General features: G+C 48.4%; 23 protein-coding genes. 8 read left to right on the top strand and 15 right to left on the bottom strand.

Annotated elements, in window-relative coordinates; genetic code table 11:
* The first annotated feature begins 24 nt into the window (after positions 1 to 24).
* A complete protein-coding gene (locus KPC83_RS03085; RefSeq protein WP_216279099.1) occupies positions 25 to 1,041 on the top strand; it encodes a bile acid:sodium symporter family protein in 1,017 nt (338 codons plus the stop codon).
* A 130-nt stretch (positions 1,042 to 1,171) separates the two neighbouring features.
* On the opposite strand, the gene KPC83_RS03080 is transcribed toward KPC83_RS03085, so the two are convergent.
* The 4 genes from KPC83_RS03080 to KPC83_RS03065 all read right to left on the bottom strand — a co-directional run bounded on the left by KPC83_RS03080 (position 1,172) and on the right by KPC83_RS03065 (position 7,502).
* On the bottom strand, positions 1,172 to 3,358 hold the full coding sequence (locus KPC83_RS03080; RefSeq protein WP_216279098.1) for an LTA synthase family protein: 2,187 nt from the start codon (positions 3,356 to 3,358) through the stop codon (positions 1,172 to 1,174).
* A 389-nt stretch (positions 3,359 to 3,747) separates the two neighbouring features.
* Complete coding sequence (locus KPC83_RS03075; protein ID WP_216279097.1) at positions 3,748 to 4,635, bottom strand: DegV family protein; 888 nt, start codon at positions 4,633 to 4,635, stop codon at positions 3,748 to 3,750.
* Between the two features lie 198 nt (positions 4,636 to 4,833).
* Complete coding sequence (locus tag KPC83_RS03070; protein ID WP_216279096.1) at positions 4,834 to 5,955, bottom strand: aminotransferase; 1,122 nt, start codon at positions 5,953 to 5,955, stop codon at positions 4,834 to 4,836.
* A gap of 98 nt (positions 5,956 to 6,053) precedes the next feature.
* Positions 6,054 to 7,502, bottom strand: a complete 1,449-nt coding sequence (locus tag KPC83_RS03065; RefSeq protein WP_216279095.1) for an amino acid permease — start codon at positions 7,500 to 7,502, stop codon at positions 6,054 to 6,056.
* A 366-nt stretch (positions 7,503 to 7,868) separates the two neighbouring features.
* Here KPC83_RS03065 and glf point away from each other — a divergent pair, with 366 nt between their 5' ends.
* Positions 7,869 to 8,993, top strand: a complete 1,125-nt coding sequence (gene glf / locus KPC83_RS03060) for a UDP-galactopyranose mutase (protein WP_216279094.1) — start codon at positions 7,869 to 7,871, stop codon at positions 8,991 to 8,993.
* Between the two features lie 97 nt (positions 8,994 to 9,090).
* Here glf and KPC83_RS03055 read toward each other — a convergent pair whose 3' ends face one another.
* The 10 genes from KPC83_RS03055 to sufC all read right to left on the bottom strand — a co-directional run bounded on the left by KPC83_RS03055 (position 9,091) and on the right by sufC (position 18,731).
* Complete coding sequence (locus tag KPC83_RS03055) at positions 9,091 to 10,341, bottom strand: glycosyltransferase (protein WP_216279093.1); 1,251 nt, start codon at positions 10,339 to 10,341, stop codon at positions 9,091 to 9,093.
* A 9-nt stretch (positions 10,342 to 10,350) separates the two neighbouring features.
* Entirely contained in the window at positions 10,351 to 11,415 is a 1,065-nt protein-coding gene (locus KPC83_RS03050; RefSeq protein WP_253201001.1) for a glycosyltransferase family 2 protein, read from the bottom strand.
* A 16-nt stretch (positions 11,416 to 11,431) separates the two neighbouring features.
* Positions 11,432 to 12,577: a glycosyltransferase family 2 protein gene (locus KPC83_RS03045; RefSeq protein ID WP_216279092.1), complete on the bottom strand. Its 1,146-nt coding sequence runs from the start codon at positions 12,575 to 12,577 to the stop codon at positions 11,432 to 11,434.
* On the bottom strand, positions 12,565 to 12,798 hold the full coding sequence (locus KPC83_RS03040; protein WP_216279091.1) for a hypothetical protein: 234 nt from the start codon (positions 12,796 to 12,798) through the stop codon (positions 12,565 to 12,567). The genes KPC83_RS03045 and KPC83_RS03040 overlap by 13 nt, the downstream gene beginning before the upstream one ends.
* Positions 12,799 to 12,940: 142 nt before the next feature.
* A complete protein-coding gene (locus KPC83_RS03035; protein ID WP_216279090.1) occupies positions 12,941 to 13,396 on the bottom strand; it encodes an Rrf2 family transcriptional regulator in 456 nt (151 codons plus the stop codon).
* Positions 13,397 to 13,431: 35 nt separating this feature from the next.
* A complete protein-coding gene (gene sufU / locus KPC83_RS03030; RefSeq protein WP_216279089.1) occupies positions 13,432 to 13,854 on the bottom strand; it encodes a Fe-S cluster assembly sulfur transfer protein SufU in 423 nt (140 codons plus the stop codon).
* Entirely contained in the window at positions 13,847 to 15,196 is a 1,350-nt protein-coding gene (locus KPC83_RS03025) for an aminotransferase class V-fold PLP-dependent enzyme (protein ID WP_216279088.1), read from the bottom strand. The genes sufU and KPC83_RS03025 overlap by 8 nt, the downstream gene beginning before the upstream one ends.
* Positions 15,193 to 16,500, bottom strand: coding sequence for a SufD family Fe-S cluster assembly protein (locus tag KPC83_RS03020; RefSeq protein ID WP_216279087.1), 1,308 nt, complete (start codon positions 16,498 to 16,500; stop codon positions 15,193 to 15,195). Before KPC83_RS03020 ends, KPC83_RS03025 begins: the two co-directional genes overlap by 4 nt.
* Entirely contained in the window at positions 16,500 to 17,912 is a 1,413-nt protein-coding gene (gene sufB / locus KPC83_RS03015) for a Fe-S cluster assembly protein SufB (RefSeq protein ID WP_216279086.1), read from the bottom strand. The genes KPC83_RS03020 and sufB overlap by 1 nt, the downstream gene beginning before the upstream one ends.
* 3 nt (positions 17,913 to 17,915) lie before the next feature.
* A complete protein-coding gene (gene sufC / locus KPC83_RS03010; RefSeq protein ID WP_216279085.1) occupies positions 17,916 to 18,731 on the bottom strand; it encodes a Fe-S cluster assembly ATPase SufC in 816 nt (271 codons plus the stop codon).
* A gap of 241 nt (positions 18,732 to 18,972) precedes the next feature.
* Here sufC and KPC83_RS03005 point away from each other — a divergent pair, with 241 nt between their 5' ends.
* The 4 genes from KPC83_RS03005 to KPC83_RS02990 are packed head-to-tail and all read left to right on the top strand — an operon-like array spanning position 18,973 to position 21,309.
* Positions 18,973 to 20,004: a site-specific integrase gene (locus KPC83_RS03005; RefSeq protein ID WP_216279084.1), complete on the top strand. Its 1,032-nt coding sequence runs from the start codon at positions 18,973 to 18,975 to the stop codon at positions 20,002 to 20,004.
* 24 nt (positions 20,005 to 20,028) lie between these two features.
* The gene (locus tag KPC83_RS03000; protein WP_216279083.1) at positions 20,029 to 20,541 is read left to right on the top strand and encodes a single-stranded DNA-binding protein; all 513 of its coding nucleotides are present in this window, start codon (positions 20,029 to 20,031) and stop codon (positions 20,539 to 20,541) included.
* A gap of 11 nt (positions 20,542 to 20,552) precedes the next feature.
* Positions 20,553 to 20,990, top strand: coding sequence for a hypothetical protein (locus KPC83_RS02995; RefSeq protein ID WP_216279082.1), 438 nt, complete (start codon positions 20,553 to 20,555; stop codon positions 20,988 to 20,990).
* 4 nt (positions 20,991 to 20,994) lie between these two features.
* Entirely contained in the window at positions 20,995 to 21,309 is a 315-nt protein-coding gene (locus KPC83_RS02990; RefSeq protein ID WP_216279081.1) for a hypothetical protein, read from the top strand.
* Between the two features lie 83 nt (positions 21,310 to 21,392).
* Here KPC83_RS02990 and KPC83_RS02985 read toward each other — a convergent pair whose 3' ends face one another.
* Entirely contained in the window at positions 21,393 to 21,578 is a 186-nt protein-coding gene (locus KPC83_RS02985; protein ID WP_216279080.1) for a hypothetical protein, read from the bottom strand.
* A 729-nt stretch (positions 21,579 to 22,307) separates the two neighbouring features.
* Here KPC83_RS02985 and KPC83_RS07245 point away from each other — a divergent pair.
* Together KPC83_RS07245 and KPC83_RS02980 are read left to right on the top strand one after the other, a co-directional pair.
* On the top strand, positions 22,308 to 22,433 hold the full coding sequence (locus KPC83_RS07245) for a hypothetical protein (RefSeq protein ID WP_256441479.1): 126 nt from the start codon (positions 22,308 to 22,310) through the stop codon (positions 22,431 to 22,433).
* A 192-nt stretch (positions 22,434 to 22,625) separates the two neighbouring features.
* The gene (locus KPC83_RS02980; protein WP_253201000.1) at positions 22,626 to 22,922 is read left to right on the top strand and encodes an HNH endonuclease; all 297 of its coding nucleotides are present in this window, start codon (positions 22,626 to 22,628) and stop codon (positions 22,920 to 22,922) included.
* Positions 22,923 to 23,037 lie beyond the last annotated feature (115 nt).

Genomic DNA, 23,037 nt, shown 5'->3' with positions numbered 1-23,037 from the left:
TTTAGTGATAAGGAGTCTCAATTGATGTGGTGGCAAAAGCTGGGTAGTGGTATTGCCAAGCGAATGCCGTATGTCGTACTTATATGCGTTACAACCGGCATTATGTTTCCACAGGAACTTGCTGGTATTGCACAATTTGTGCCCGTGTTTTTTGCCTTTATGACCTTTCAGGGCTCACTGAGCAACACACTCCATCAAACACTTGAGGTATTCAGGCATCCCGCTGATTTGCTTGCTATCTTGGTAATATCACTTGTGCTCATGCCCATTGGAGCCAACCTACTTGCACGGTTGTTTTTTGCTGGAGATATTCACCTGATTACCGGCTTAGTGCTTGCCTATTCAGTGCCTGTTGGTATAGTTAGCTTTATGTGGGTGAGCATGTTTCAAGGAAACACCCCCCTTGCTCTCGCTGTCATTTTGATTTCAACCGTTATATCGCCGATAAGCATCCCTTTGAGCCTCAGCATATTTTTAGGAGAAGCTGTTCATATGGATGCGCTCGGCATGATGCACGATATGGTATTCATGATTGCGCTTCCTGCCCTTGCCGGCACACTCTTAAATGACTTCACGCATGGCTGGGCACACGAAAAACTATCACCTGCCATCAGCCCTGCTGCACGTATTCTCATGATGATTATTATTACGTCTAACGCGACAGCCTTAAGCGATGCGGTGCGGCATCTCTCTGGGGTACATGTCATGGTTGCCTGCTTTACCGTGTGCTATACCGGCTCAGGGTTTTTATGGGGTGCTCTGGTTGCACGGTTGATGCAAAGACCTTTTTCAACCTTAGTTACTATGTGCTTTGACTGTGGACTGCGCAATATTTCATCTGGCGCTGTTATTGCAAGCAGCTACTTTCCCAACGCGGTTATGTTTCCTGTCATGTGCGGAACAATTTTTCAACAGCTTTTGGCTTCTCTAGCTGGGTCCATCATGCAAAAGCTGACCCAAGAAGAACGTGCCCACGAGCGCCACTATGTAGCGCGTGGCCTTGCTGCACTTCGCGCGCGCAAAAAAGCCCACAAAGACTAAGGTACGCTGTCTAGCGTATGCTGGCATCTGTCTAGCATATGCTGGCACGCTCACTTTAGCGCCGCTCTATTCATGCCAGCATCGTAAAAGCTCGTCAAAGTAGCCTATGTAGGTGCTCCTGTAACAGTTTTTAGTCGGCCGGATTAGGGTCTAAGTTTGGATTTGTCTCGTTTGCCGCAGCTTGTGCCATCTTAGTAAACACGTTTTTACCATCTCGGAACATCTCAAAGAACTGCATCTTTGCCAAATCGTTGCGCGCCACACCAACAGATGCCCCAAGAGAGGGGTCATTTCCAGCACTCGACAAATACCACCGATGTTGTTCATCTTCAAAGCCTGTCATGTTAATTGCCGGCATCGCTTTTTGCAGCACCATATGCGCCTTTTGATAGTCGCTCAGCGGCGCACCAATGAGATGCATCAAATTAGCACTCAAGTAGTTGGTAGACAAATCAACCACGGAGCTTTTCTGCTCGCGACCGGCAACATCGTAGTTTGCCCAGATAAAGTATGAGGTTTGCCACAAACGCGCCGTATGAACAGCTTCAGGCTCGCCGGTAAACCACGCATCGTTGTAGGTATCGGGGAAGAAAGGCTGATGGTCTCCAAAAAAGACCAGCACCACCTTGCGGTCAAGCTGGCGAAGCTTAGCAATAAAATACTCAAGCGCTTTGTCCGATTCATTGATGAGCGAAAGGTATTCGTTAACCTGCGGAACACTTTGTCCATCAATAGGATAGTCGAGCTGCTTTGCAGGAGGAATTTGCTGCGTTTCATAACCAGAATGATTTTGCATAGTCACATCAAAGATAAACTGCGGCTTGGTACCCTTTGATAGCACATCTAATATACTGTCATACGTGGCCTTATCAGTTACCATGCCCCGCAAGCGCTCGGCCTGAGCAAAGTCTTTAATTGCCATAAACGTATCAAAGCCAAATTGCTTATAGACGTTTTCGCGATTCCAGTTGGTTGCGTGATTGGGATGCATAGCCAAGGTCTCATAGCCCAATTCCTTAAACTGACGTGCTAAGTTTTCGGTGCGCGTCATATCGTAAATGGTATAGGGATATACACCGGCACCCATATATGCCATAGAATTGCCCGTAAGATACTCAAACTCAGAGTTTGCTGTACCACCACCATAGGCAGACACATACAAAATACCGCGCTGCAGCGTGTCGCTTAAGGACTTAAAGAACTGTGGACCTTCATAGCCAGCATGCATCTGCTGATACATTGATAAATCTGAGAAGGTCTCGTTCATAATAGTTACTACCGAGGGCTTCTCGGCCTCAAACTGTGCTTGAGCCTGAGCACGTTCTGGGCTAACTCCCAGCTCAGCATCGTATGAGGCGGCGTAGCGCTTCATAAGCTGTTGCGCTTCTTCAATCTTATAGCCACGCGGACGTTTAGGCGCAATGGTTTGCGCTGATGAGATAAAGCAGGGCAAAAAACCTTGTTGATAGTAGCTGTTCAAAGGCCGCCAGCTATATACCTGTACATAGAGCGCGTTGTAATAGTCAATTAAACTAACGTGTGAAACCAGCGCACCAATCAACACCAAGCCAGACACCACATAGGCCACCATACGAGCGCGGGAGTGTTCATTGCGTGCGGGGCGTTGTCTGCCGGCTGCAAATAAAAGTACAAGTGCCACGCCTGCGCAGGCAATACCGTAGAGGCAAAAAGCTGAGAGGACAAACTCATATTGCGTGCTCACTGCTGCGGCAGTGGTGAGAGCTGACAAATCACCTGGCTGAATTGGCTGTGACTTAAAGCTGATAGTAAAAAACTCTGCAATGCCTACTAATGCAAGTACGATAGTAAGGATAGCTGGTATTGAGCCTCTCCGCTGAAAGATAAGATATAAGCCAAGCATAGGCAGAGCGATGATAGCCCACTCAAGCAGAGCACAAAGAGGATACATGCGCCAAAGCTCGTGATTTGAAGGAATTTCAAGCGCTAGCATCGTAAAGATACTGGCCAGCAACACCATGCCAACACCGCATGCTAGAGGGTGCGCGCCACAAAAGCCTGTTGCTACCGGTCTATCTATATGCCCGCGAAGCTTGGGCAACGCACAGAGCGCGACAGCTGCAACAAGTACTGCGTTGAGCACTAACGCCGCAACTATATCATCAACAACCATGCCCATGTATGCGGCAATGGCTACGCACAGTTGTATGAGTACAAAGACGAAAGTCCAAGCGCACGCTGTAAACGACGTATCTTGTCCGATAGCTGCGCGACAGCCATAGATGGCTAATGCGAGCGACACCACGAGGGCAATCGAGGAAATAACAGCAACGGACATACAAGCTCCTATGAAACAAACATCAGCATGATGCACTTACGAGTGATGAGACAAGCTCGGGTCAAAGACGGTCTTTATGGTACCTGTTTTTGTGTGATATGCATAAAAACTCATGCTTACAGTTTGGTCACCCAAGTAAGAATTAGGGGGACTTTAGCCAGTTCAACGCCACAATTTATCTCAGCTCAGCATAAGCTTAGTTCATGAAACCATAAGATTTTATTCGTGAAGCGTGCATAGTATCAGCTGTGCACTATGAGCTATACACACTCAGCTGTTGCGTGATGGTCATCATAAAACACTTCAGCTGCAACGCCTTTGTCATCGCCCAAGGAGCGCCATATTGCGCCTGCACGGAGCCTATCAAGCCTAAGCAGAAGCCATAAAACCTAATCTACCCGCGTATCACCCATAAAGAACAAGGCAACAGTTCCAGGTCCTGTGTGCGAGCCAATAACCGCTCCAATGTCAGAAATCATAATCTCACCCGCAAGTGCTGGAACTAGGTTCTCAATCTGACGGGCAAGCTCTTTGGCATCTTCAAGGCAATCAGAATGGCTAATGCAACACTTGCCCGTATATGCAACACCGTTTTCTGCGTGAACCACGAAGAGCTTTGCTAACTCAGCAATAGCCCGCTTCTTGGTACGAACCTTAGACTGCGGAATCAGCTTTCCCTCAACATTAATGTTAATGATGGGACAAATTTTTAATGCCGTTGCAATAAGGGCGTTTGTTTTTGAAATGCGCCCACCGCGCTTCAAGCACTCAAGGTCAGATACAAAAAACCATGCATTAACGTCAAGTTTATGAGCCTCAATCCAAGCACTGAGCTCGTCAAACGTCAAACCTGCTTGCTTAAGTTCAACGAGATAACGAAGAACTAAACCATAGCCTGCACTTGCGGACAAGGAATCAACAACTTGGATGCGGCGCTCGGGGTAGGCGGCTTTCAGCTGGTCGCGCGCTATGCATGCCGATTCGTAGGTGCCAGAGATTCCCGAGGACAGCGTAAGGTGCAAAATATCGTGTCCCGCCTGAAGTAGAGGTTCCCAGTTTATGAGGTAGTCGCCAACAGAGACCTGCGAAGTTGTTGGCTCATCCCCCGCCTTAATACGCCCAAAAAACTCTGCTGGGCTCGTACTTGCATACAAATCATCCGGATACACGTGCCCGTCAATGGTGTAATGAAATGGTATGCACAAAACATGATGCTGCTCAAAAAATACTCGTGGTAAATCAGCGGTTGAACAGGCGGACAAAACATATGACGACATAGAAGCTCCTCACAACACCTTAGATGAATACTCTTGATTGTACACCTGTCAGGCGCACACACAGGAAGAAGGGTACCCTCGATTAACACAGAAACACCCCGATGTATAACTACACCGGGGCGCTCAACAGGGCATGTGCACAAAGACGTACACCTGTGCTCGATAAACTACCTGTTACCAGGCATTATCTACCTGTTACTAGGCGTCATATTTCTTAAGATAGCTGCTCAGACGCGCAAGACCTTCACGGAGCACATGTTCATGGGCGCAATAACCCAAACGAGCACCGCGCGGCAACTCAAAGCGACTACCCGGCACCAATAAAACACCTTCGTCACGCAGCAAATCTAAACAGAACTTCTCATCATCTTCGGGAATATCGAGGCGAATATAGCTCACCGAAACCCCTTTGGGTGGAATCCAGCTCACCCGTGGCTCATCGGCAATCCAGGTATTCACAATGTCGCGATTCTTGCGAATAATCTCCAAGTTGCGCGCAACAACCTTCTCGCGATTACGCAAAACATAGGTTGCCAACACGTCATTAAATACGCCGGCGCATATCATAGTGTAATCACGCAGCACCCGCATCTTGTCTGCAAGCTCTTTGTTAGACACCGTCCAGCCAACACGCGCGGCAGGCACCGAGAGGTCCTTAGAGATGCTATTGGTTGCAACACCCTTGTCATACAAATCAACAATACTTGTGCAGCGCTCTGAATTCTCAAGCGGGAAAAAGACCTCGTCACACAAGACCCAAGCACCCACTGAATGCGCAATTTCAACAATCTCTTCCATCACTTCAGTAGTAATGATGGTGCCTAAAGGATTGCTCGCATTGTTGATGCAGATAAGCTTGGTGTCATGGCGTACCATGCGTTTGAGGTCATCCAAGCGCGGCTGCCAGCCGTCTTCTTCATGAATGTGCCAATGCTCAACCTCGGCACCAAAGGCGCGCGGCAAATCATATAAGGGCTGATAGGTTGGATATTCTGCAATTACATGGTCGCCAGGACTTACCAGAGCCATTATGGCATTCAGATTTGCACCCGTACCGCCGTTCATCTGCAAAACATTGGATGGGTCCACGTGCTTATAGAGCTTCGCCACTTCCTGCTTAAAGGCGTCAGAACCCTCAATCCAGCCGTAGTTCATCTTTTCTTTATCAAGCGCCTCATAAAAACTCTCGCCGTCTTTTCCATCAAGCTTGAGAATCTCCCCCATCTCAAGACTTGCAATAGTACTCTGCGCAATATCCCAGGTTGCTTCACGCTCATAATCATTGAGAAACGCCTCGACGCCAATAGTTTTAATGTCCATGGTGAACCACATCTCCTTTCGGTCACTATTTATAAAAAGGGCAGCAAGCTCACCGCCGCCGCCCCTTATACCAGCTATGCTACGTTTAAAGCTATGCCTTAGAACACCGGAATAAATCCAATGGCGGTCAGCGGAATAGAAATGATGCCCACAATGCTAATAAGCACTATGCCCGCTTTTTCAGCTGTGCTAAGCGTAAAGCCGCCCTCTTTACGTGCTTGCGCATAGAAGAAAAAGCCAGGAATATACCCTAGGCAGGCAAGGATAAGGAACTGCCAGCCAGCAAGTGCCATGCAAACAACTTGGAACAATACAGCAAGCAAGCCCCAGAGCAAGTTCTTGTAGTCTTTTGTCTCAAGGCCAAGCTTAACCTGATACGCAGCGGCAAGGGCCCACGAAATCATGATAGTTACCGTACACATGCTGATGGCAAAGGTGTAGGCATCGGCAGCAGCAAACGCAACAATCAGAAAAATTTGCGTGCATGCACCAACAATAATAAGCGCCATCTGAGGAGCATTCTTTTTGTTCATCTTATTCCACGAAGCGGGAAGCAGGTGCTCATCAGACATGCTGGAGGATGTCTCGGCGGGAAGCATGGTAAAAGACAGCCACGAACCAAGAACCGAAATGATGATTGCGATAGAAATAAAGGTGCCGCCCCAGCCGGGAGCTATGTGATTAAAGACGGTAATGGTTGCCGGGCTTTCGGCAGCAACAAGCTGCTCATAGGGCATAACACCATATGGCAAGACCGATGCACCAATGTAGAGCACCAAAAGAATGATAAGACCCAAAATGGTAGCCTTGCCAACATCGGACTTATGTGCAGCGCGCTTAGACATAACTGTCGCGCCCTCAATACCAATAAATACCCACATCATGGCAATCAGGCAGTTGATGATTTGCTGACTAAGGTCGCCCAAGCCCGCGCCATCATTTGCCTGCATGATGGTCACGTTGCGTGCCATGGTTCCCCAGAAATCCTCGGTAAAGACACCGGCGTTGAAGCTGATAGCGCAAAAACCAATGAAGAGCAAGATTGAGGCAATTTTGACAATCATAACTACCGCGTTTAAGAATGCTGCGCTTTCAACACCGTTAATAACGAGGAAGGTGATAATCCAAAGAAACGCCGACACAATCACAACACTCAAGATACCTGCTGGACTTGAAATGTTGGCGGCAAAGACACCGGGGAAAAGATTAGAAAGCACCTGAACTACCATGACGCCAAAGCCGATGTTTCCCAGCCAAGCGCTCAACCAGTAACCCCAGCCAGAAATAAAGCCAACAAAAGGACCAAAACCCTCGGTTGCATAATTGGTAAGACCTTCGAGTTCGGGCTTTTTAGCACCAAGGTTTGCCAACGAAAGCGCAAGGAACAAAAAGCCAGCACCGCAAAGCGCCCAGCCAATAAGCGCGCTACCGGGGGCGGCAGCACCTGCAAGCTGTCCCGTAAGTGCAAAAACACCTGAGCCAATGCAAGAACTGACAACAAGACCCACAAGGCCAAAAAGACCTACGCCTTTGAGCTTTTCTGCCATAACAATCCTCCTTTATACGGGAAGTATTGAATAGAAATGTCACCGTAGTGTACCAAATTGATTTGTGCATTCAAGAGGATGTAAAGGTGGGTTTAGGGCGAGTTTTGTGGCTCAACTGGTTTTTGTGTTTTGCTATGCCACTGCCCCACTTGTAAAACGTATTTAATTGAAGGACGTTTTTTAAGTATTAACCTATATCTGCATAGATTCTTTTGATATATCGCGCTGTCAATCATCACCAAAAAGCAGCCTAAAAAATTGAGATGTATGCTGAATATCCCCTTTTAGTGCACCGGTCTATATGAGACTCAGTCCGCTCTGCTACCATTACCGAGCAATGAATTTACGCTCTAACCCGGAGGATATATGTCACGCTATGACTATCTCATTGTAGGCGCTGGTATTACTGGAGCTCTTTTTGCACATGAAGCACGGCGCGCAAACAAGCGCTGCCTCGTTATTGACCGCCGCGATCATATTGCTGGCAATATGCACACTAAGACCATCAACGGTATCAATATGCATGTTTATGGTGCGCATATTTTTCATACCTCAGAGCGCGAGATTTGGGACTATGTCAATCGCTTTGCCGAGTTTAACCACTACGTTAACTCACCTGTTGCCTACTATAAAGGCGAGCTCTACAACCTGCCGTTCAATATGAACACCTTTACCAAAATGTGGCCAGACGTTATTACACCAGCCGATGCGCGAGCAAAAATTGATGCACAGATTGCCGCTGAGGGCATCGCTGAACCAAGCAATCTCGAAGAACAGGCGCTTTCACTTGTTGGCCGCGACATCTTTGAAAAGCTGGTAAAAGGCTACACCGAAAAGCAATGGGGTCGTGATTGTAGCGAGCTTCCCGCTCACATTATTCGCCGTCTTCCCTGCCGTTTTACCTTTGATAATAACTACTTTAATGACCGCTTCCAGGGTATCCCTATTGGCGGCTATACCAACATGATTGCTAAAATGCTCGATAACACCGACGTACGGCTCGGTGTTGAATATAAAGAGCTTATTGCCGAGATACCCGACATTGCTGAGCGCATCATCTACTGCGGACCTATTGATGCCTTTTATGACTACCAACTAGGCACACTTGAATATCGTAGCCTTCGCTTTGAAACCGAAGAGCTTGAGTCGCAAAACTACCAAGGCGTTGCGGTTGTTAACTACACCGAACGTGAGGTGCCCTATACCCGCATTATCGAGCACAAACACTTTGAGTTTGGTGAACAAGACACCACGCTCATTACGCGCGAATATCCAGCTGACTGGCAGCCGGGAGATGAACCGTACTACCCTCTCAACAACGAGCGTAATATGGAGCTCTATCAGGCATATGCCAAACTTGCCAAACAAGAAGGCAAGGTGGTATTTGCTGGTCGTCTTGGTGAGTATCGCTATTATGATATGGATAAGGCAGTTGCAGCAGCATTTCGTCTGGTTCGTCGCGAACTCAACATCGAGCCCACCAAGCACTAGGATATAAATTATCGTATGGAGCAACGCATGCATGCTTTTGGGCAGGGGGAAGACGCTGACTATGTGTAGTTCCCCCTGCCCACGCTCCTATAGCGAGCTATAGCTTGGCTACGTCAAGCTCTGGACCACCCACCAACTCGTCAATAAGCTCAACAATGGTGGTATATGAGCTCGCACGGTCAAACTCTGCCTCAGCAACATGTCGTGCACAGGTGCTCATACGCGCTCGTGCCGCGTCATCGCGAGCTACATTGACCAACACACGAGCGAGCGCATCAACGTCACCCGGATACACGTTCACACCAAAGCCATCAGCTGTTACTTTGGCACAAAACTCTGGGCTCAAAGACGTATTGACGAGCACCGAGCCACTTGCCAGATAGTCCCCAATCTTGGTAGGCACACTTTGCGGAGCATGAGCAACAAGTGAGTTAACCACCACATCAGATGCCACCAGATATGCCGCCATTTGCTCATACGGCATATAACCCAAACACTCAGCCGGAGCGCCACTCTCCCCTATCAAAGCCTCGAGCTCAGCGCGTGTAGGACCATCACCTAAGAGCTTAACTTTAAGCCCTGGCACCTCAGATGCCGCCTTAACACTTGCCAACACCAAGGTACTCAAGTCATAGAGCTTTGAAATATTGCCGGCATAACTTACCCAAAACTCATCATCAGGCTTTATAACCGACGCAGCATATTGAGCCGCACCCGCGTCAAACACCGCCAAATCGTTGCCTACATACACCGTCCGCTTAGGAATATCTTCTGCACGGTCTTGAAAGGCTCGATGAGTATATTCCTCAGAGGTTCCAACAACTGCGTTAGCGAGTTGATAGGCAGCACGTGCCTGCGCAGCAAAGGGTGCAAACAGCACGCGCGAAAGAACCGGCACCGAAAAGGCAATCTCAAATGCCTCAGGCCATACATCATTAACATCAACCACAAAGGGGATATGTAACCGATGGGCTGCGCGCCCTGCCGCACGAGTTACGTCATTAGGGGGAATCTGACAATAGATAAGATTATAGTCAGTATGCGTCTTAAAATATGCCGCAACACGGCGGGCTAGTACGTGATGTGCCCAAATGCGTTGCACGCACATGTTATTTGGATAGCTTGGCTCATCAAGAAACACCAGATTAAAGCTATGAGCTTGATAATCGGTGTGAGACACATCGCGCTGTCGCTTTTCCCAATGCTGAAACGATGCGGTGATAAAATCAACCTGATACCCGGCGGCACTCAAACGCTCTGCCAGATATACATAGCGCGTTGCGCCCTTAAGCTCAGAACCCAGCTTAGCATCTGCGCTAACGATAGCAATTTTTTTTGATGCACTCATACACTTCCCCTATCGCCGACGCATCGCACGCAAGCGCTCAATCGTATCAAACGATATTCTCATGCGATGCAACACAAGAGCTGCAAGATACCGGCGCTCAGTTAGCTTCCAAAGATGGGGATACTCGCTCTTGAGCCGCGTGCGAAAAGCTCGTGCGCGGTCGCGACCACGCCGACGGTCATCATCAAACAAAAGCGCAATATTATAGTGTGACCGAATAAGCGAACAAAGACGCATCACAAGATAGGCCTCGAGTGCCTGGTTAAGACCTGTCTTTTCATGGTTCTCATGAAAAACCGTGCGCTCGTAATAGCGCAGCAGCTCATTGACAACACGCGTATGGTCTTCCCAGCGCGCAACATAGCTTGCCCGGCTCACACTTTGGTTAACATTACCCACAAGGTACTGATATACCTCAGTATCCAGCAAGACAATCGTGCGCGCTGGACTTGTTGCTTTAAGCACATACTCATAGTCCTCATAGAAGGTATGGCGCAAAAGCTCAATCTGCTGCGCACGCAGATAGCTCGTCTTGCAGGTAAGGGTATGTATCATAATCTGCGGAATTAGGCGCTTATCCGTTAAAACGCTTGCCATGGGCAAAACTTTGTTGTGAGGCAAAGTATCGGCACGTGGAAAAAACCGCGACTCCCCGCTCACCATATCAATCTCACGCTTACAATCAATAAGCAAATCGGTGTCCACTGCGCGAAGGGTTTCCAACAATTCAAGCAGACCCTCAGTGTTTACCCAGTCATCTCCATCAACCACCCTAAAATAGCGGCCGTTTGCGTGTGCCAAACCAGTCATTACCGCTGCACCATGGCCATCGTTTTCCTGCGAAATGAGCCGAAAGACCTCGGGCATCCGCTCAACAAAGCGCTCGGCGATTGCTGGGGTTTCATCTGTTGAGCCATCGTTTACCACAATAATCTCAAGGTCTTTACTCAAGCGCGTATCGCAATAAGTGTTTAGACCCCGCTCAAGATAGGCTGCCACGTTATAGGCAGGCACCACAATCGTCAACAGTTTTTGCACAGGTACATGCCCCAAAGATGCATACTCGATGCTCATAGCTTATAGTCCTTGCTTATAGTGTTCGTTCTTTAAGATGCATAAAACCTAAGGCCGATATGCGTTGCAACCTTGAGAGAAACCATGCAACTGCCAGCAACACCCACGGGCGGAACCAATAAATCAGACGCGCACATAGACGCGTAGGCAAATTTCCTCGTGGAGCAATGTCAAGAATGACATCTTGTGCGGGCGGCTGGATATACATATATATTATGTAGTCATGTCGCGCATGCATAGGCATATGAACACCCGGACTAAAAAGCCGCACCACGGTTGAGAGCATATATCGGGCAAGGCGAGCACCCAAAATCTCATGCGTCTCCGCACTGGTATCGCCCCACGAGCACAGCAGATAATACAGCGACGATACACGCTGCATGTGCACATCAAAGTAATTGACAACAAAGCGGTTGGTGAGATTAGCCCCCGCTCGTTTGCGATAGTGATACAGCGGAGCTGCAAGGGTTGCTAAAGAGCTCGTTTGCTTCATCAGCGCCAAGTTAAAGAGAAAGTCCTCGATGAGCGGAATGGTCTCAAAACGTATATCGGCAATGCAGCTCCGCCGATAAAGTTTGTTCCAAGCGTAGCCAAACAGCGTAAGCTCCTCAAGCCGCCGGACACAATATGGCAAGTCTTCTCGGGCAATCCGCCCAGTTTGTTCAGGGCAAATCTCGCGAGCATGGCGCAGTTTACCTCGCTTGCTCATATACTCTTCAACGCAACCAAAAACCAATATATCAACCTGTTTTTGCTCTATAAACGCAACAGCTCGGCGCAGCAAATCGGGTTCATACACGTCATCGGGATCTGGCATCCAAACAAACTCACCTTGTGCGGCCGCTAAACCGGTATTGCGAGCAGCACTCAAACCTTGGTTTTTTTCATGTGTTAATACATGAATACGCGAATCTTGAGCAGCAGCAGCCGCAAGGATTGCTCCGGTTTTATCCGGCGAAGCATCATCAATGGCCAACAACTCCCACCGGCTATAGCTTTGCGCTTGAATGGCTGCGAGCGCATCCGCCAAGTAAGCCTCAACCCCATAACATGGCAAAATGATAGACACAAGCGGCTCAGCATCAGATGTATTTGCGACACTCTGCTTAGCTATATCATGAGCAGTAACAGACATATCTACCTCACGCATCAAACTGAGCACGATAAGCCGCACAAACAGCAGCAACTTCGCCCATCATACGCAAGATGAATGCGTATCTTTTTAAGCAAGGGTGCTGCTTGAATAATGGAGGTTAGTGCCGCATTGGTTGAGTCGTTCATAAGCGAGAAGGTAACGCTTCCCACAATTAAGATAAGCAAATCTTTTTTGAAAAAGCTCGTTGTAGGCTTATCAAGCTCTTGCGTACGAAACTGTTTTGGCACCGAAACGCCCTCCCAAAACGCTAGCACAATGCCAGCACGACTTCTTGCTATGCATAGTATACCGGCTCACTCACATAGTTGCCTACCTATGCGTTAGGCACACACATACACACACGTCACAGCCGTATTGCGCCTACACATCTCATGAGCTCTTAGATATATGAGCAATACTATCAAGATTTATTGCAAAATCTGGTGCATGAGAAAGATCGGCCAGCGTCACTGCATCAACATAGCTTCCTATAGCTTCATCAAGCCCCGTCCAAAACTTAACCGTTGAGCACAAATCGGCGCGCAGACACGCACCCTCAAGACCCTCACATGCCACCGAGCTTGTATCACCTTCGGCAGCGCGCAAAATATCACCGGCAGTAATCGTTTCAGCCGGACGCCCCAAAATATAGCCGCCACCCTTGCCGCGCCGACCCACAAGAAGCCCCGCATGCATAAGCGGACGCACCAGCTGCTCAAGATACTTGAGTGAAATCTGCTCACGCTCCGACACTGTACGCAAGGTTATGGTACCGTCGCGCTCGCCAAAGGCTGCCAAATACACCATCAGGCGCAAAGCATAACGTCCCTTTGAAGTTACCAGCACAGCTATCTTCCCCTCAGCCCATTGAGCACATAGCGCTACATCTTGAGCATGCCATCAAGGGTGCGCCATGCAAGCTCTGCACACTTAACCCGCGCCGGCATATGCGAAATATCTTTGAGCTCAGCTGCCTCATCTAGGTCTTCAATATCTTGAGCTGATAGTTCCCTACCCTGAATCATGCCTAGAAAGAGCGCGGTCAAACGCTTAGCCTCCTCGATTGACTCGCCACTCACAAGCTCAGCCATAATATCGGCCGATGCCTGCGAAATTGCACAACCCGTACCAGAAAAGCTTGCCTCTTCAATTATGCCGTCCTCAACCCGCAGCTGTAAGGTTAGCTCATCGCCACAACTAGGGTTGATGCCCGCATGTTCATGCGTTGGCGCATCCATGGCATACTTGTAATCAGGGTGCGAATTGTGCTCCATAAAGGTAGTTGAACTATACAAACTAGCCATGAAAGGTGCTCCAAACATAGGTTAAGCCATCAATTAACGCATCAATATCAGACTGGTCATTGTAGAATGCCACACTCGCGCGACAGCAAGCCAGGTTTTCTACACCAAGCCACGTAAGCAGAGGTTGCGCACAATGATGACCAGCTCTAATGCATACGCCTTTCATATCAAGCAAGCTCGCTACATCATGAGGGTGAATACCGCGCACGTTAAAACTTACAACCCCGTGATGACAGTCCCAATAAATTGAACCGATAATCTCAACAAAGCTTAACTCGCTCAAGCGGCTCATCAAATAATGTATAAGCGCCTGTTCACGCTCTTGCACGGATGTTAGTCCAACGGTATTCATAAGATAGTCTAGGGCTACACCGGTGGCATAAATACCTGCTGCATCCTGCGTACCTGCCTCAAATTTTTCAGGCAATAAAGCCCACGTTGCATCTTGCTCGGTCACAGAATCAATCATTTCACCGCCCGTCAAAAACGGTGGCATAGCTTCAAGCAGCTCATGCTTGCCCCAGAGCACCCCAATGCCCATAGGTCCTAACGCCTTATGCGCTGAAAAGGCAAAGAAATCTGCACCAAGCGCCTCTACATTGATGGGAATATGCGGAATTGACTGCGCACCATCAACAACCAGATACCCGCCTTGCGCATGCACGGCAGCGGCAAGCTTCTGAACAGGCAGCTCAACACCTAACACGTTTGAAACCTGTGTTGTTGCCACAATCTTGGTATTTGGACCTATCTTGGCGGCAATTTCTTCGTCGCTGAGCGCTCCGGTCTTGGTGGGATACAGATATACCAGCTTTGCCCCGCTCGCACGTGCAACTTGCTGCCACGGAATCAGGTTTGAATGATGCTCCATAATGGTGATAGCAATTTCATCACCGGCCTCAAGCACGAGCGGTGCAAAGCAGCGTGCCACAATATTGAGTGACTCGCTGGTGTTGCGCGTAAAAATAATGTCTTGCGCCGCTGTTGCTTGGCCATCAGACGGCTCAGGCGCACCAATAGCGCATGCAATTTGTGCACGTACCTGAGCGATGGCCTCAGTTGCTTTGACCGAAAGCGAATATAGGCCGCGCAGCGGATTAGCATTCATCGTCTCATAAAAGCGCGTTGTAGCCTCTAGCACCACCTGAGGGCGCTGTGCTGTAGCTGCACTATCTAAGAAGGCAATATCGGGGTGAGCCGCAAGCAGCGGAAAATCAGCCTTAAACGGGTTATGAGCAATATCAATCTTGGGCCATGCACGCGACGATGCATCACTTGCATCTACCACCAAGCTTCCGGGAGCCATGCAGGTATCGCAAGAGACGTTTTCGGTATCAATCATGCCATATCCTCTTCAAAACTAGGGATTATTTCCTGCGCGAGCTCTATCACAGCTGCACGAGTTGCATCATCTGAAGCCTGTAGATAGGCCTCTTCAAACTTAGCGCCCACAAAAAGTGCCTCGGCTGCCTCAGGAGAAAAGCCTCGACAGGCAAGATAGAACAGCTGCTCAGGGCGCACATGGCCAATAGTAGCGCCGTGATTACCCTGAACATCATCCTCATCGCACAAAATAACCGGTACCGTTTTATTGTCAACACCCTCATCAACCAAAAGCACCGTCTCTTGCTCAGAGCCCGCACTCCCCTTGCAGCCGTGCATCAAATCAATTGTGCCGCGCAGTACTTTGGAGCTTGTTCCGGCAAGCACGCCATTTGCTTGCATATGAGACTCAGTGCGCTGACCCAAATGGCGCAGTTGATAATTGAAGTCGCGCAACTGCCGGCGCATTCCCAAATAGCTGGTTGTGACCTCTATCTTTGCGTTATCACCACGCACATCGGCTGCAAGTCCGGTATAGGCGGCACCCGCACCAAGAACGGTATGGCGGACCTGAACCTTTGCGCGGGTATCCATAAATAGACCCATATCATCAAGGGCAAGATAGGCATCTGAGAGCGCCTGCGTATTATCGAGCTCAAAGCAAGCATCTTCACCCACATATACGCGCATAGCAAGACCCACCACAGGGCTTGGTGCATCAGCTGCTACATGCGCGCTACCAGGAGAATCCATCAACACCTTGAGCTTGAGATGAGCACCACGACGAACTACCACATCAACCGAAGCCACAGCAGCGCTGCCTAGTGCCCCTCCTATGTTGAGAGCCAGCGATGCCACAGAATCCGTAGCAATATCAATAACATGCGGCGACTTTGCCACACCACGCAGATAGCTATAGGCCTCATGACCCATACCAGTCAAAAAGGCCGCGCCCACCGAAAGCTCTTCTTGCACCTCAAGAGCACCTTGTTGGTAGCGTGAAAGCGCCGGCACATCCATAGCATCAAGCGCACCTTCAGCAAGGAGTTTGCGCTCTGTAGCGTCTCCTGGCGCAGAACTACGACTACGGGCGCTAAAACGTTTATTGGCACGAACAAGCGCATCATCAAAGGCATCAGCGTTACCCGATAGCACGCGCTCAGAGCCCTCAAGTATGCTCAAACTTATCTGGTTTTTAGAGGCAGCTTTAAGTCCTTCGGGTATCGCAAGCCCGGCACTATTCATCTTAAGCCAGCTCCAGGTAGGAGCCGGCATAGCGTTTACCTGTTTGAGCGATCGCACGGCTTGTGTTTGTGTACTCATTATCCAATCGCCCCTTCCATCTCGAGCTTAATGAGATTATTCATCTCAACGGCATACTCAAGCGGCAGTTCTTTAGACACGGGGCTCGCAAAACCATTAACAATCATGGTGCGTGCTTCTTCTTCAGAAATACCCCGGCTCATAAGATAGAAAATCTTGTCATCACCAATGCGACCAATCGTTGCCTCATGACCTACCGAAACGTGCTTTGCCCTAATATCCATCGCCGGAATAGTGTCTGAGCGTGACTGGTCATCGAGCATGAGTGAAGAGCACGAAACCGTTGCCGCAGAGCCCGTAGCAGCAGGGGTAGCCACAATTGAGCTTCTAAAGGTCTGAATGCCGCCGCCTTTTGAGATACCCTTGGTCTCAATGCTTGCTGTTGTCTCAGGAGCTGCTAGTACCACCTTGCAGCCCGTATCAAGGTTTTGACCGGCACCAGCAAAGGTAATACCAGTAAATGAGCTTTTAGCTCTTCGTCCCGCCAACACACTCATAGGATAGAGGTAACCAACATGGCTGCCAAAAGAACCTGAAATCCACTCAATCTCACCGTTTGCCTCAACGCGCGCACGCTTGGTATTGAGGTTGTACATATTCTTTGACCAGTTTTCGATGGTTGAATAGCGCAGATGAGCATTTTTACCCACAAAAAGCTCAACCGCACCGGCATGTAGATTAGCAACATTGTATTTAGGAGCCGAGCAACCCTCAATAAAGTGTAGGTCAGCATCATCTTCAACAATGATAAGCGTATGCTCAAACTGTCCAGCGCCCTTAGCATTTAAGCGAAAATAGCTCTGAAGCGGAAAATCAAGCTTGGTACCGCGCGGTACATACACAAAAGACCCGCCGCTCCACACCGCGCCATGCAGTGCTGCGAACTTGTGATCTTGAGGCGGAATAAGCGTCATAAATTTCTCGCGAATCAGCGCTTCCCACTGGGGTTCTTGAAGCGCTTCTTCTATGCCTGAATAAACAATACCCATCTGAGCTGCCGTATCTTGCATGTTGTGATAAACCAGCTCAGAGTCATACTGCGCACCCACACCTGCAAGATAGCTGCGCTCCGCCTCCGGAATACCTAGGCGCTCAAAGGTGTTTTTAATATCATCAGGTACATCGTCCCAGTTAGCCTGCTGGTTAGTATTGGGCTTAACGTAGGTCACAATATTGTCCATGTCGAGCCCTGAAATGTCAGGACCCCAAACAGGACGCGGCATGCGTTGATACATCTCTAATGACTTGAGGCGAAAATCGCGCATCCAGCCAGGCTCATGTTTGCGCTCTGAAATCTCTACTACAATCTCAGAGGTCAATCCGGCATCGGTGCGTTCAAAGCCTTCTTCGCCATAAGAAAAGTCATACAGGCTTCGGTTGATGTCGGCAACCTCGGTTCTTTTCTTTACCACGGCTTAAGCCTCCGCAACCAAGGTAGAAGCGGTATTTGCATGTTCAAAGGACTCGTAGCCATGCTCGTCAATCCACGAGATGAGCGATGCATCATCCTCGCGCACAATGCGACCGTTAACTACCACATGAACCCGGTCAACCTGAACATGTTCGAGGATACGGGTGTTGTGTGTAATAATAACCAGCGACCCATCAGTGGCGCGGCGGTATTCATCCATGCCTCGTGAAACAACTGAGAGCGCGTCAACGTCAAGACCAGAATCAGTTTCATCAAGAATTGCCAGCTTGGGCTCAAGAAGTAAGAGTTGCAGCATTTCAACTTTCTTCTTCTCACCGCCTGAAAAACCCACGCCTAGCTCGCGATTGAGATATGCCGCATCCATGTCAAGACTGGCGGCAAGCTCTTTAACGCGACGACGAAACTCTTTTCCTTTCATGGTAAAACCGGGACGATTGGCAACAAGTGCCCGCAAAAAACTCGACAGCGGTACGCCGGGAATCTCAACTGGCGCCTGAAACGAGAGAAAGATTCCAGCGCGTGCACGCTTATCACTTGAAAGCTCGGTGATGTCCTCGCCATCAAAGTGTATGGAGCCAGCTTTGAGGTCATACACGGGGTTGCCCATAATAACGTGACCCATCGTTGACTTGCCAGCACCGTTGGGACCCATAACAACGTGGGTTTCACCGTGTCCAATAGACAGGTTAATGTCATGTAAAATGAGTTGCTCATCAACTGAGGCTTTCACTCCCATCAGTTGGAGCAAGGGCTCTGTTGATGTTATCAAAGACCCCGTCGTAGACGCAGAAGCGGTCATACCGACTCTCTTTCCCCTCAAAACGCGCCTGCTACCGAGCTCATCGAAGTACAAATCAACACGGCTCATCATAAGCAGGCACGTAAAACATACTAAATTTCTCGGAATAAGGATACCCATGTTGTAAAACTGGTCAACCGCCTTTATTGCAATTCCTACTAAAACACTCAGATTTATTGCAGAGATCGGCGGAGCCGATAAACGCCGGCTGCCAAAAAACCTTGTGAGTGCTTAAACAAGTATGTCCAGACACCGTGGTAGTATTAGCTCCACAGATAATTACACTGCTATGCTGCGTGAGTATGTGGGTCTGCGCGAGCGCACAGGAGCAAGCCCTAACTCCATCAGGAGCTATAAGCTCTTTGTGCGCTATGTGCAGCGCTATCTAGGTACTCCGCTTATAAGTACGCTATCGGTCATGGACTTTAACCGCTTTGAACAACGCCTTTTAACCCCAAAAAGAGCTGGTGGACAAGGCTTATCCAGAAATTCGGTTTTGGCGGTGCATCACTTTTTACGCGGAGCATTTAACCACTTTGTCAATGCTGGTGTTTGCACGCAAAACCCTCTGGTGTATGTAACTAAGCCAACCCCTGAGCGCGTAGAGGCAGCCTCTCTTGATGAGTGGGACTTTAACGAGCTTGATGCAGCTCTTGAGAGAGAACTCAAACGGGGCACCTCTGAGGGCACAACTCTTTTAGACGTGGCATTTGCTCTTGGCGCTTGGTTAAGCCTTCGCACAGGGCTGCGCGTTGGTGAGGTGTGCGCGCTTCGCCGCAAAGATGTGAGCCGCGTGAGCCTACAAATCCATGTAGGCGGCACCGTAGTTGAAGAGCGTGGGCACAAGCCGCGCCGCAAGAATACCACCAAAGGGCGGCGCTCGAGAAATATAGCTGTCACCCAAGATGTGATAGATGTTGTCTTTCGTGTTTTGGCGCTACAAGACAAGTCTATCCCCAACTTGCGTGCAGGCAGCCCGCTCCTTACACAGGATGGCAACTTCTTGCGGCCAACGCTTATGTCTTCCTCATTTAGACACCTAAATGAGCGCTTGGGGCTACCTCAATCGCTAAGTTTTCATAGCCTTCGCCATACGCATGCCACATGGTGTTTGGCAAATGGTGTAGATATAAAAACACTTTCTGAGCGCTTAGGGCATGCTGATGTAGCAACGACGCTTAGGATTTATGCGCATGTAATGCCTGGGCGCGATGCGATTGCAGCCCACGCTTTTGCAAAGGCAGCTGCGATAGCCCGAGGCGCGTCAAACTAAAGCAACTATTAAGGAGAGCTATATATGTCAATCAATCATGTAAGCCTTTCAGGCAACCTTACCCGTGATGCTGAGCTTCGTGCAACTGCTAGCGGAACACAGGTTTTATCGTTTGGTCTTGCGGTCAATGAACGGCGCAAGAACACACGCACGGGAGAGTGGGAGGACTACGCTAACTTTGTTGATTGCACGATGTTTGGTGCCCGCGCTGAAGCCTTAGAGCGCTATTTAAGCAAGGGTACAAAGGTTGCCCTATCCGGAAAGCTTAGCTACAGCTCTTGGGAGCGTGACGGAGAGCGCCGCAGCAAGCTTGAGGTCATCATTGCAGACATTGAGTTTTTGTCCCCGCGTGAAACAAGCGCATCTGCCCAGACACAAGCACAGCAGCCCCTGCCAAGCCCTCAGCCTTTACCGGTACAGCAACCACAACCACCAAGCACCGCTATGCCTATGCCAGCGCCTATGCAAAACGTGGTCAACCAAGCATTCAAGCAAACAGCCCCTGTAAACGTCTATGACGAAGATATTCCATTTTAAGGAGAAATAAAATGATTGAAAATACAAATCGAATTGTTCCACTGGACGCTTTATTGAGCGATGCTAATGTAGAGTATTCTTGCGTTGATGGTGTGCTTGATGAAACAAAAGAGGCTTTATGCTTTATTGAAACAAGGTATTTAGCTCAAGCACTACATGCTCCTCAACATGACATGCTTTTGCGGGTATATGATCTTGTCAAATTTATTTTAGATGACGCTGCGAACTATGATGTTACAGATAAAACCTTACCAGCGCTCGAAGCCGCAAAAGACCTGATAGATGCAGCCGTTTTTATTAATGATTACAAACAGACCCTTGAACATAAACAAATCGCTGACAGCCTAGGTGACGCTATTGGGAACCTAAAATCGTTTAGGGCGCTCACACATTACGCTCTTGAGCATTGTGAATACGCAGAGAGAAAACTTAATACAGATACGGAGTAAACGCATGGATAGAACAACAATCCAGTTCATGAGGCGGCTAAAAAGTCTTGACAATGGGGTGCTCGATATTAGGATTCGATTTTTCGGCATATATAGCACGTCTGACCTCTTCTTAAAAGCAGCGAAAAATATACGTGATAGTACTGTTCGTTTTTCGGACGATAGAAAATATGAGGTACTAGACCACGTAATTAAAGAGCTTGAATCTATGAATACACACGCTTATAAACGCACCGACGATTTAGCAAACATGAACAAGATTATCAGGGACTATATAGACCAGTTGGAACTTGAAACAGAACATACAGATACGGAGTAACATCAAGTACCTAAAACGCGCAAGAGTGAGCAGGAGTTTGCACACTCTTGCCCGCTCTTATTAGGCCACCTATGCTAGGCGCTCTAGTCTCTTTTCTTGCGCTCCATATCCTCACGTATGAGTTGCTTGATATAGCCTTGTTTGTTGTCTTGAGCGTCAAGCCACTCGAACAACTCCATATCCGCCGGGTAAAATCGAATAGCCAGCTGTTTGGTTTTATCCTTCAGGTATTTAAGCGTTGCACGCTTTTGAGCATCTGAGATTGCCATATCTTACTTGCGCCCCTTTCTAGCATCGTAGATACGAAAGCCAATACGAACCACCAGAACGGCAAGTACCATCAAACAAAAGTCGATTACATGGTTAATCATGTGTTCCTCCTTGATTTAGGTGTAATATATCGATGAGTGGAAGAGCGGCGGTCAACCGCCCTCCCTTGAGCTCAGCCCCGTTCGTTTTCAGGCTAGCGGGGCTTTTTGGTTCCTAGTATGTCATCGAGAAACCAACCGAACCTCCTTTCAATGACCATAGCAACTAGTGCTGCACTAATCATCTTCAGGAACTCAATCAAGCTGTCCAATTCAATCAACCTCCTTTCTTATCCTGTGGACAAGACTATTATAGCAAAATTCCTATATGAATATAGAGCAACATATATACCCCACAATTAAAAGTAACCGTGCTTTGCGCTTGGTCTATTTGCGCGCAAACGCAGTGATTTTTACTCGTTGCCTAAGCGCTCAAATGCTATGCCAATAGAGTGTCAATAGATTAGGGCACTAAAGTAGTAAGCAATAAGTTATTCCAGCTCAGGCACTACATGCTTTTCATGTTCAGATACCCAGATTGATAAGAAGTAATTATATATATTGAGGGAGTAAATACCAGGGCTTCAGCTATGGTTTGAGCTACAATAATTAACGGCAAAGACGCAGCAACCTTTAAGTAGGTAACCACGTGCTGGGCAGCGCCTGCTCTTTAGAGAGGAGGTGATGCTCATGGAGTTATTGATTGAATTGCTCAAGCTAGCTACAGCGTTAGTTGGACTAGCAACAGCTTTAATTAGACTTCATACCAAAGCGCGGGGTCAGTCCCGTTGTAAGGTAAAGAAAAACCGCCGTTAGAGCGGCGGTTTTCTCAAACAAACAACGGCGCTGCCCAGCTATCCACAACGTGGGCTGCCGTCGATGCCATTGTACCCTATATTCACTGAAAAATAAACAATTCTCAGGGCGACGCTATCCTTTCCTTAATACCTACAGCTGCCTGGGTGTATATAGAACATGTACCCCCCCTATTGCAAGAAAGGAAGCCCCATGGTTAAGCCCCGGAGCATATGGACAAAAAACGGTAGTGTCCGCCAGAAGATGAGGGCACGCCTCAGGGCCGAGGGAAGGGCTTGCCATTTATGCGGTGCCCCTATTGATTATGATTTACCTGCAGGTCATCCCTATAGTTTTGAGCTAGACCATATCATTCCAATAGCTCGTGGTGGTGAACCCTATGACTATGCTAATGCAGCGCCTGCTCATCGCATCTGCAACAGACGCAAAGGCGCCCGCATGCCTGGAGATAAAGCTCAACTTGTAATTAAGCGCACTGAACTATTTTAATTACTTAATTTATTAATAATTATACGAATAAATACTTATAAAATAATACATAATTATGTAATTAATTGATATTTTATAAATAAAAATAATAATTAATATTCTTTTAGAGGGGATG

The sequence above is a fragment of the Collinsella sp. zg1085 genome (assembly GCF_018889955.1).
GTDB lineage: Bacteria > Actinomycetota > Coriobacteriia > Coriobacteriales > Coriobacteriaceae > Collinsella.
This window is presented reverse-complemented; position numbering and strand designations above follow the sequence as displayed.

Bases quoted from the DNA above. Each gene is read 5' to 3' on its own strand.
- KPC83_RS03085 (WP_216279099.1), top strand. From the start codon at position 25: ATGTGGTGGCAAAAGCTGGGTAGTGGTATTGCCAAGCGAATGCCGTAT.
- KPC83_RS03080 (WP_216279098.1), bottom strand. From the start codon at position 3,358: ATGTCCGTTGCTGTTATTTCCTCGATTGCCCTCGTGGTGTCGCTCGCA.
- KPC83_RS03075 (WP_216279097.1), bottom strand. From the start codon at position 4,635: ATGTCGTCATATGTTTTGTCCGCCTGTTCAACCGCTGATTTACCACGA.
- KPC83_RS03070 (WP_216279096.1), bottom strand. From the start codon at position 5,955: ATGGACATTAAAACTATTGGCGTCGAGGCGTTTCTCAATGATTATGAG.
- KPC83_RS03065 (WP_216279095.1), bottom strand. From the start codon at position 7,502: ATGGCAGAAAAGCTCAAAGGCGTAGGTCTTTTTGGCCTTGTGGGTCTT.
- glf (WP_216279094.1), top strand. From the start codon at position 7,869: ATGTCACGCTATGACTATCTCATTGTAGGCGCTGGTATTACTGGAGCT.
- KPC83_RS03055 (WP_216279093.1), bottom strand. From the start codon at position 10,341: ATGAGTGCATCAAAAAAAATTGCTATCGTTAGCGCAGATGCTAAGCTG.
- KPC83_RS03050 (WP_253201001.1), bottom strand. From the start codon at position 11,415: ATGAGCATCGAGTATGCATCTTTGGGGCATGTACCTGTGCAAAAACTG.
- sufU (WP_216279089.1), bottom strand. From the start codon at position 13,854: ATGGCTAGTTTGTATAGTTCAACTACCTTTATGGAGCACAATTCGCAC.
- KPC83_RS03025 (WP_216279088.1), bottom strand. From the start codon at position 15,196: ATGATTGATACCGAAAACGTCTCTTGCGATACCTGCATGGCTCCCGGA.
- KPC83_RS03020 (WP_216279087.1), bottom strand. From the start codon at position 16,500: ATGAGTACACAAACACAAGCCGTGCGATCGCTCAAACAGGTAAACGCT.
- sufC (WP_216279085.1), bottom strand. From the start codon at position 18,731: ATGACCGCTTCTGCGTCTACGACGGGGTCTTTGATAACATCAACAGAG.
- KPC83_RS03005 (WP_216279084.1), top strand. From the start codon at position 18,973: ATGTCCAGACACCGTGGTAGTATTAGCTCCACAGATAATTACACTGCT.
- KPC83_RS03000 (WP_216279083.1), top strand. From the start codon at position 20,029: ATGTCAATCAATCATGTAAGCCTTTCAGGCAACCTTACCCGTGATGCT.
- KPC83_RS02995 (WP_216279082.1), top strand. From the start codon at position 20,553: ATGATTGAAAATACAAATCGAATTGTTCCACTGGACGCTTTATTGAGC.
- KPC83_RS02990 (WP_216279081.1), top strand. From the start codon at position 20,995: ATGGATAGAACAACAATCCAGTTCATGAGGCGGCTAAAAAGTCTTGAC.
- KPC83_RS02985 (WP_216279080.1), bottom strand. From the start codon at position 21,578: ATGGCAATCTCAGATGCTCAAAAGCGTGCAACGCTTAAATACCTGAAG.
- KPC83_RS07245 (WP_256441479.1), top strand. From the start codon at position 22,308: ATGGAGTTATTGATTGAATTGCTCAAGCTAGCTACAGCGTTAGTTGGA.
- KPC83_RS02980 (WP_253201000.1), top strand. From the start codon at position 22,626: ATGGTTAAGCCCCGGAGCATATGGACAAAAAACGGTAGTGTCCGCCAG.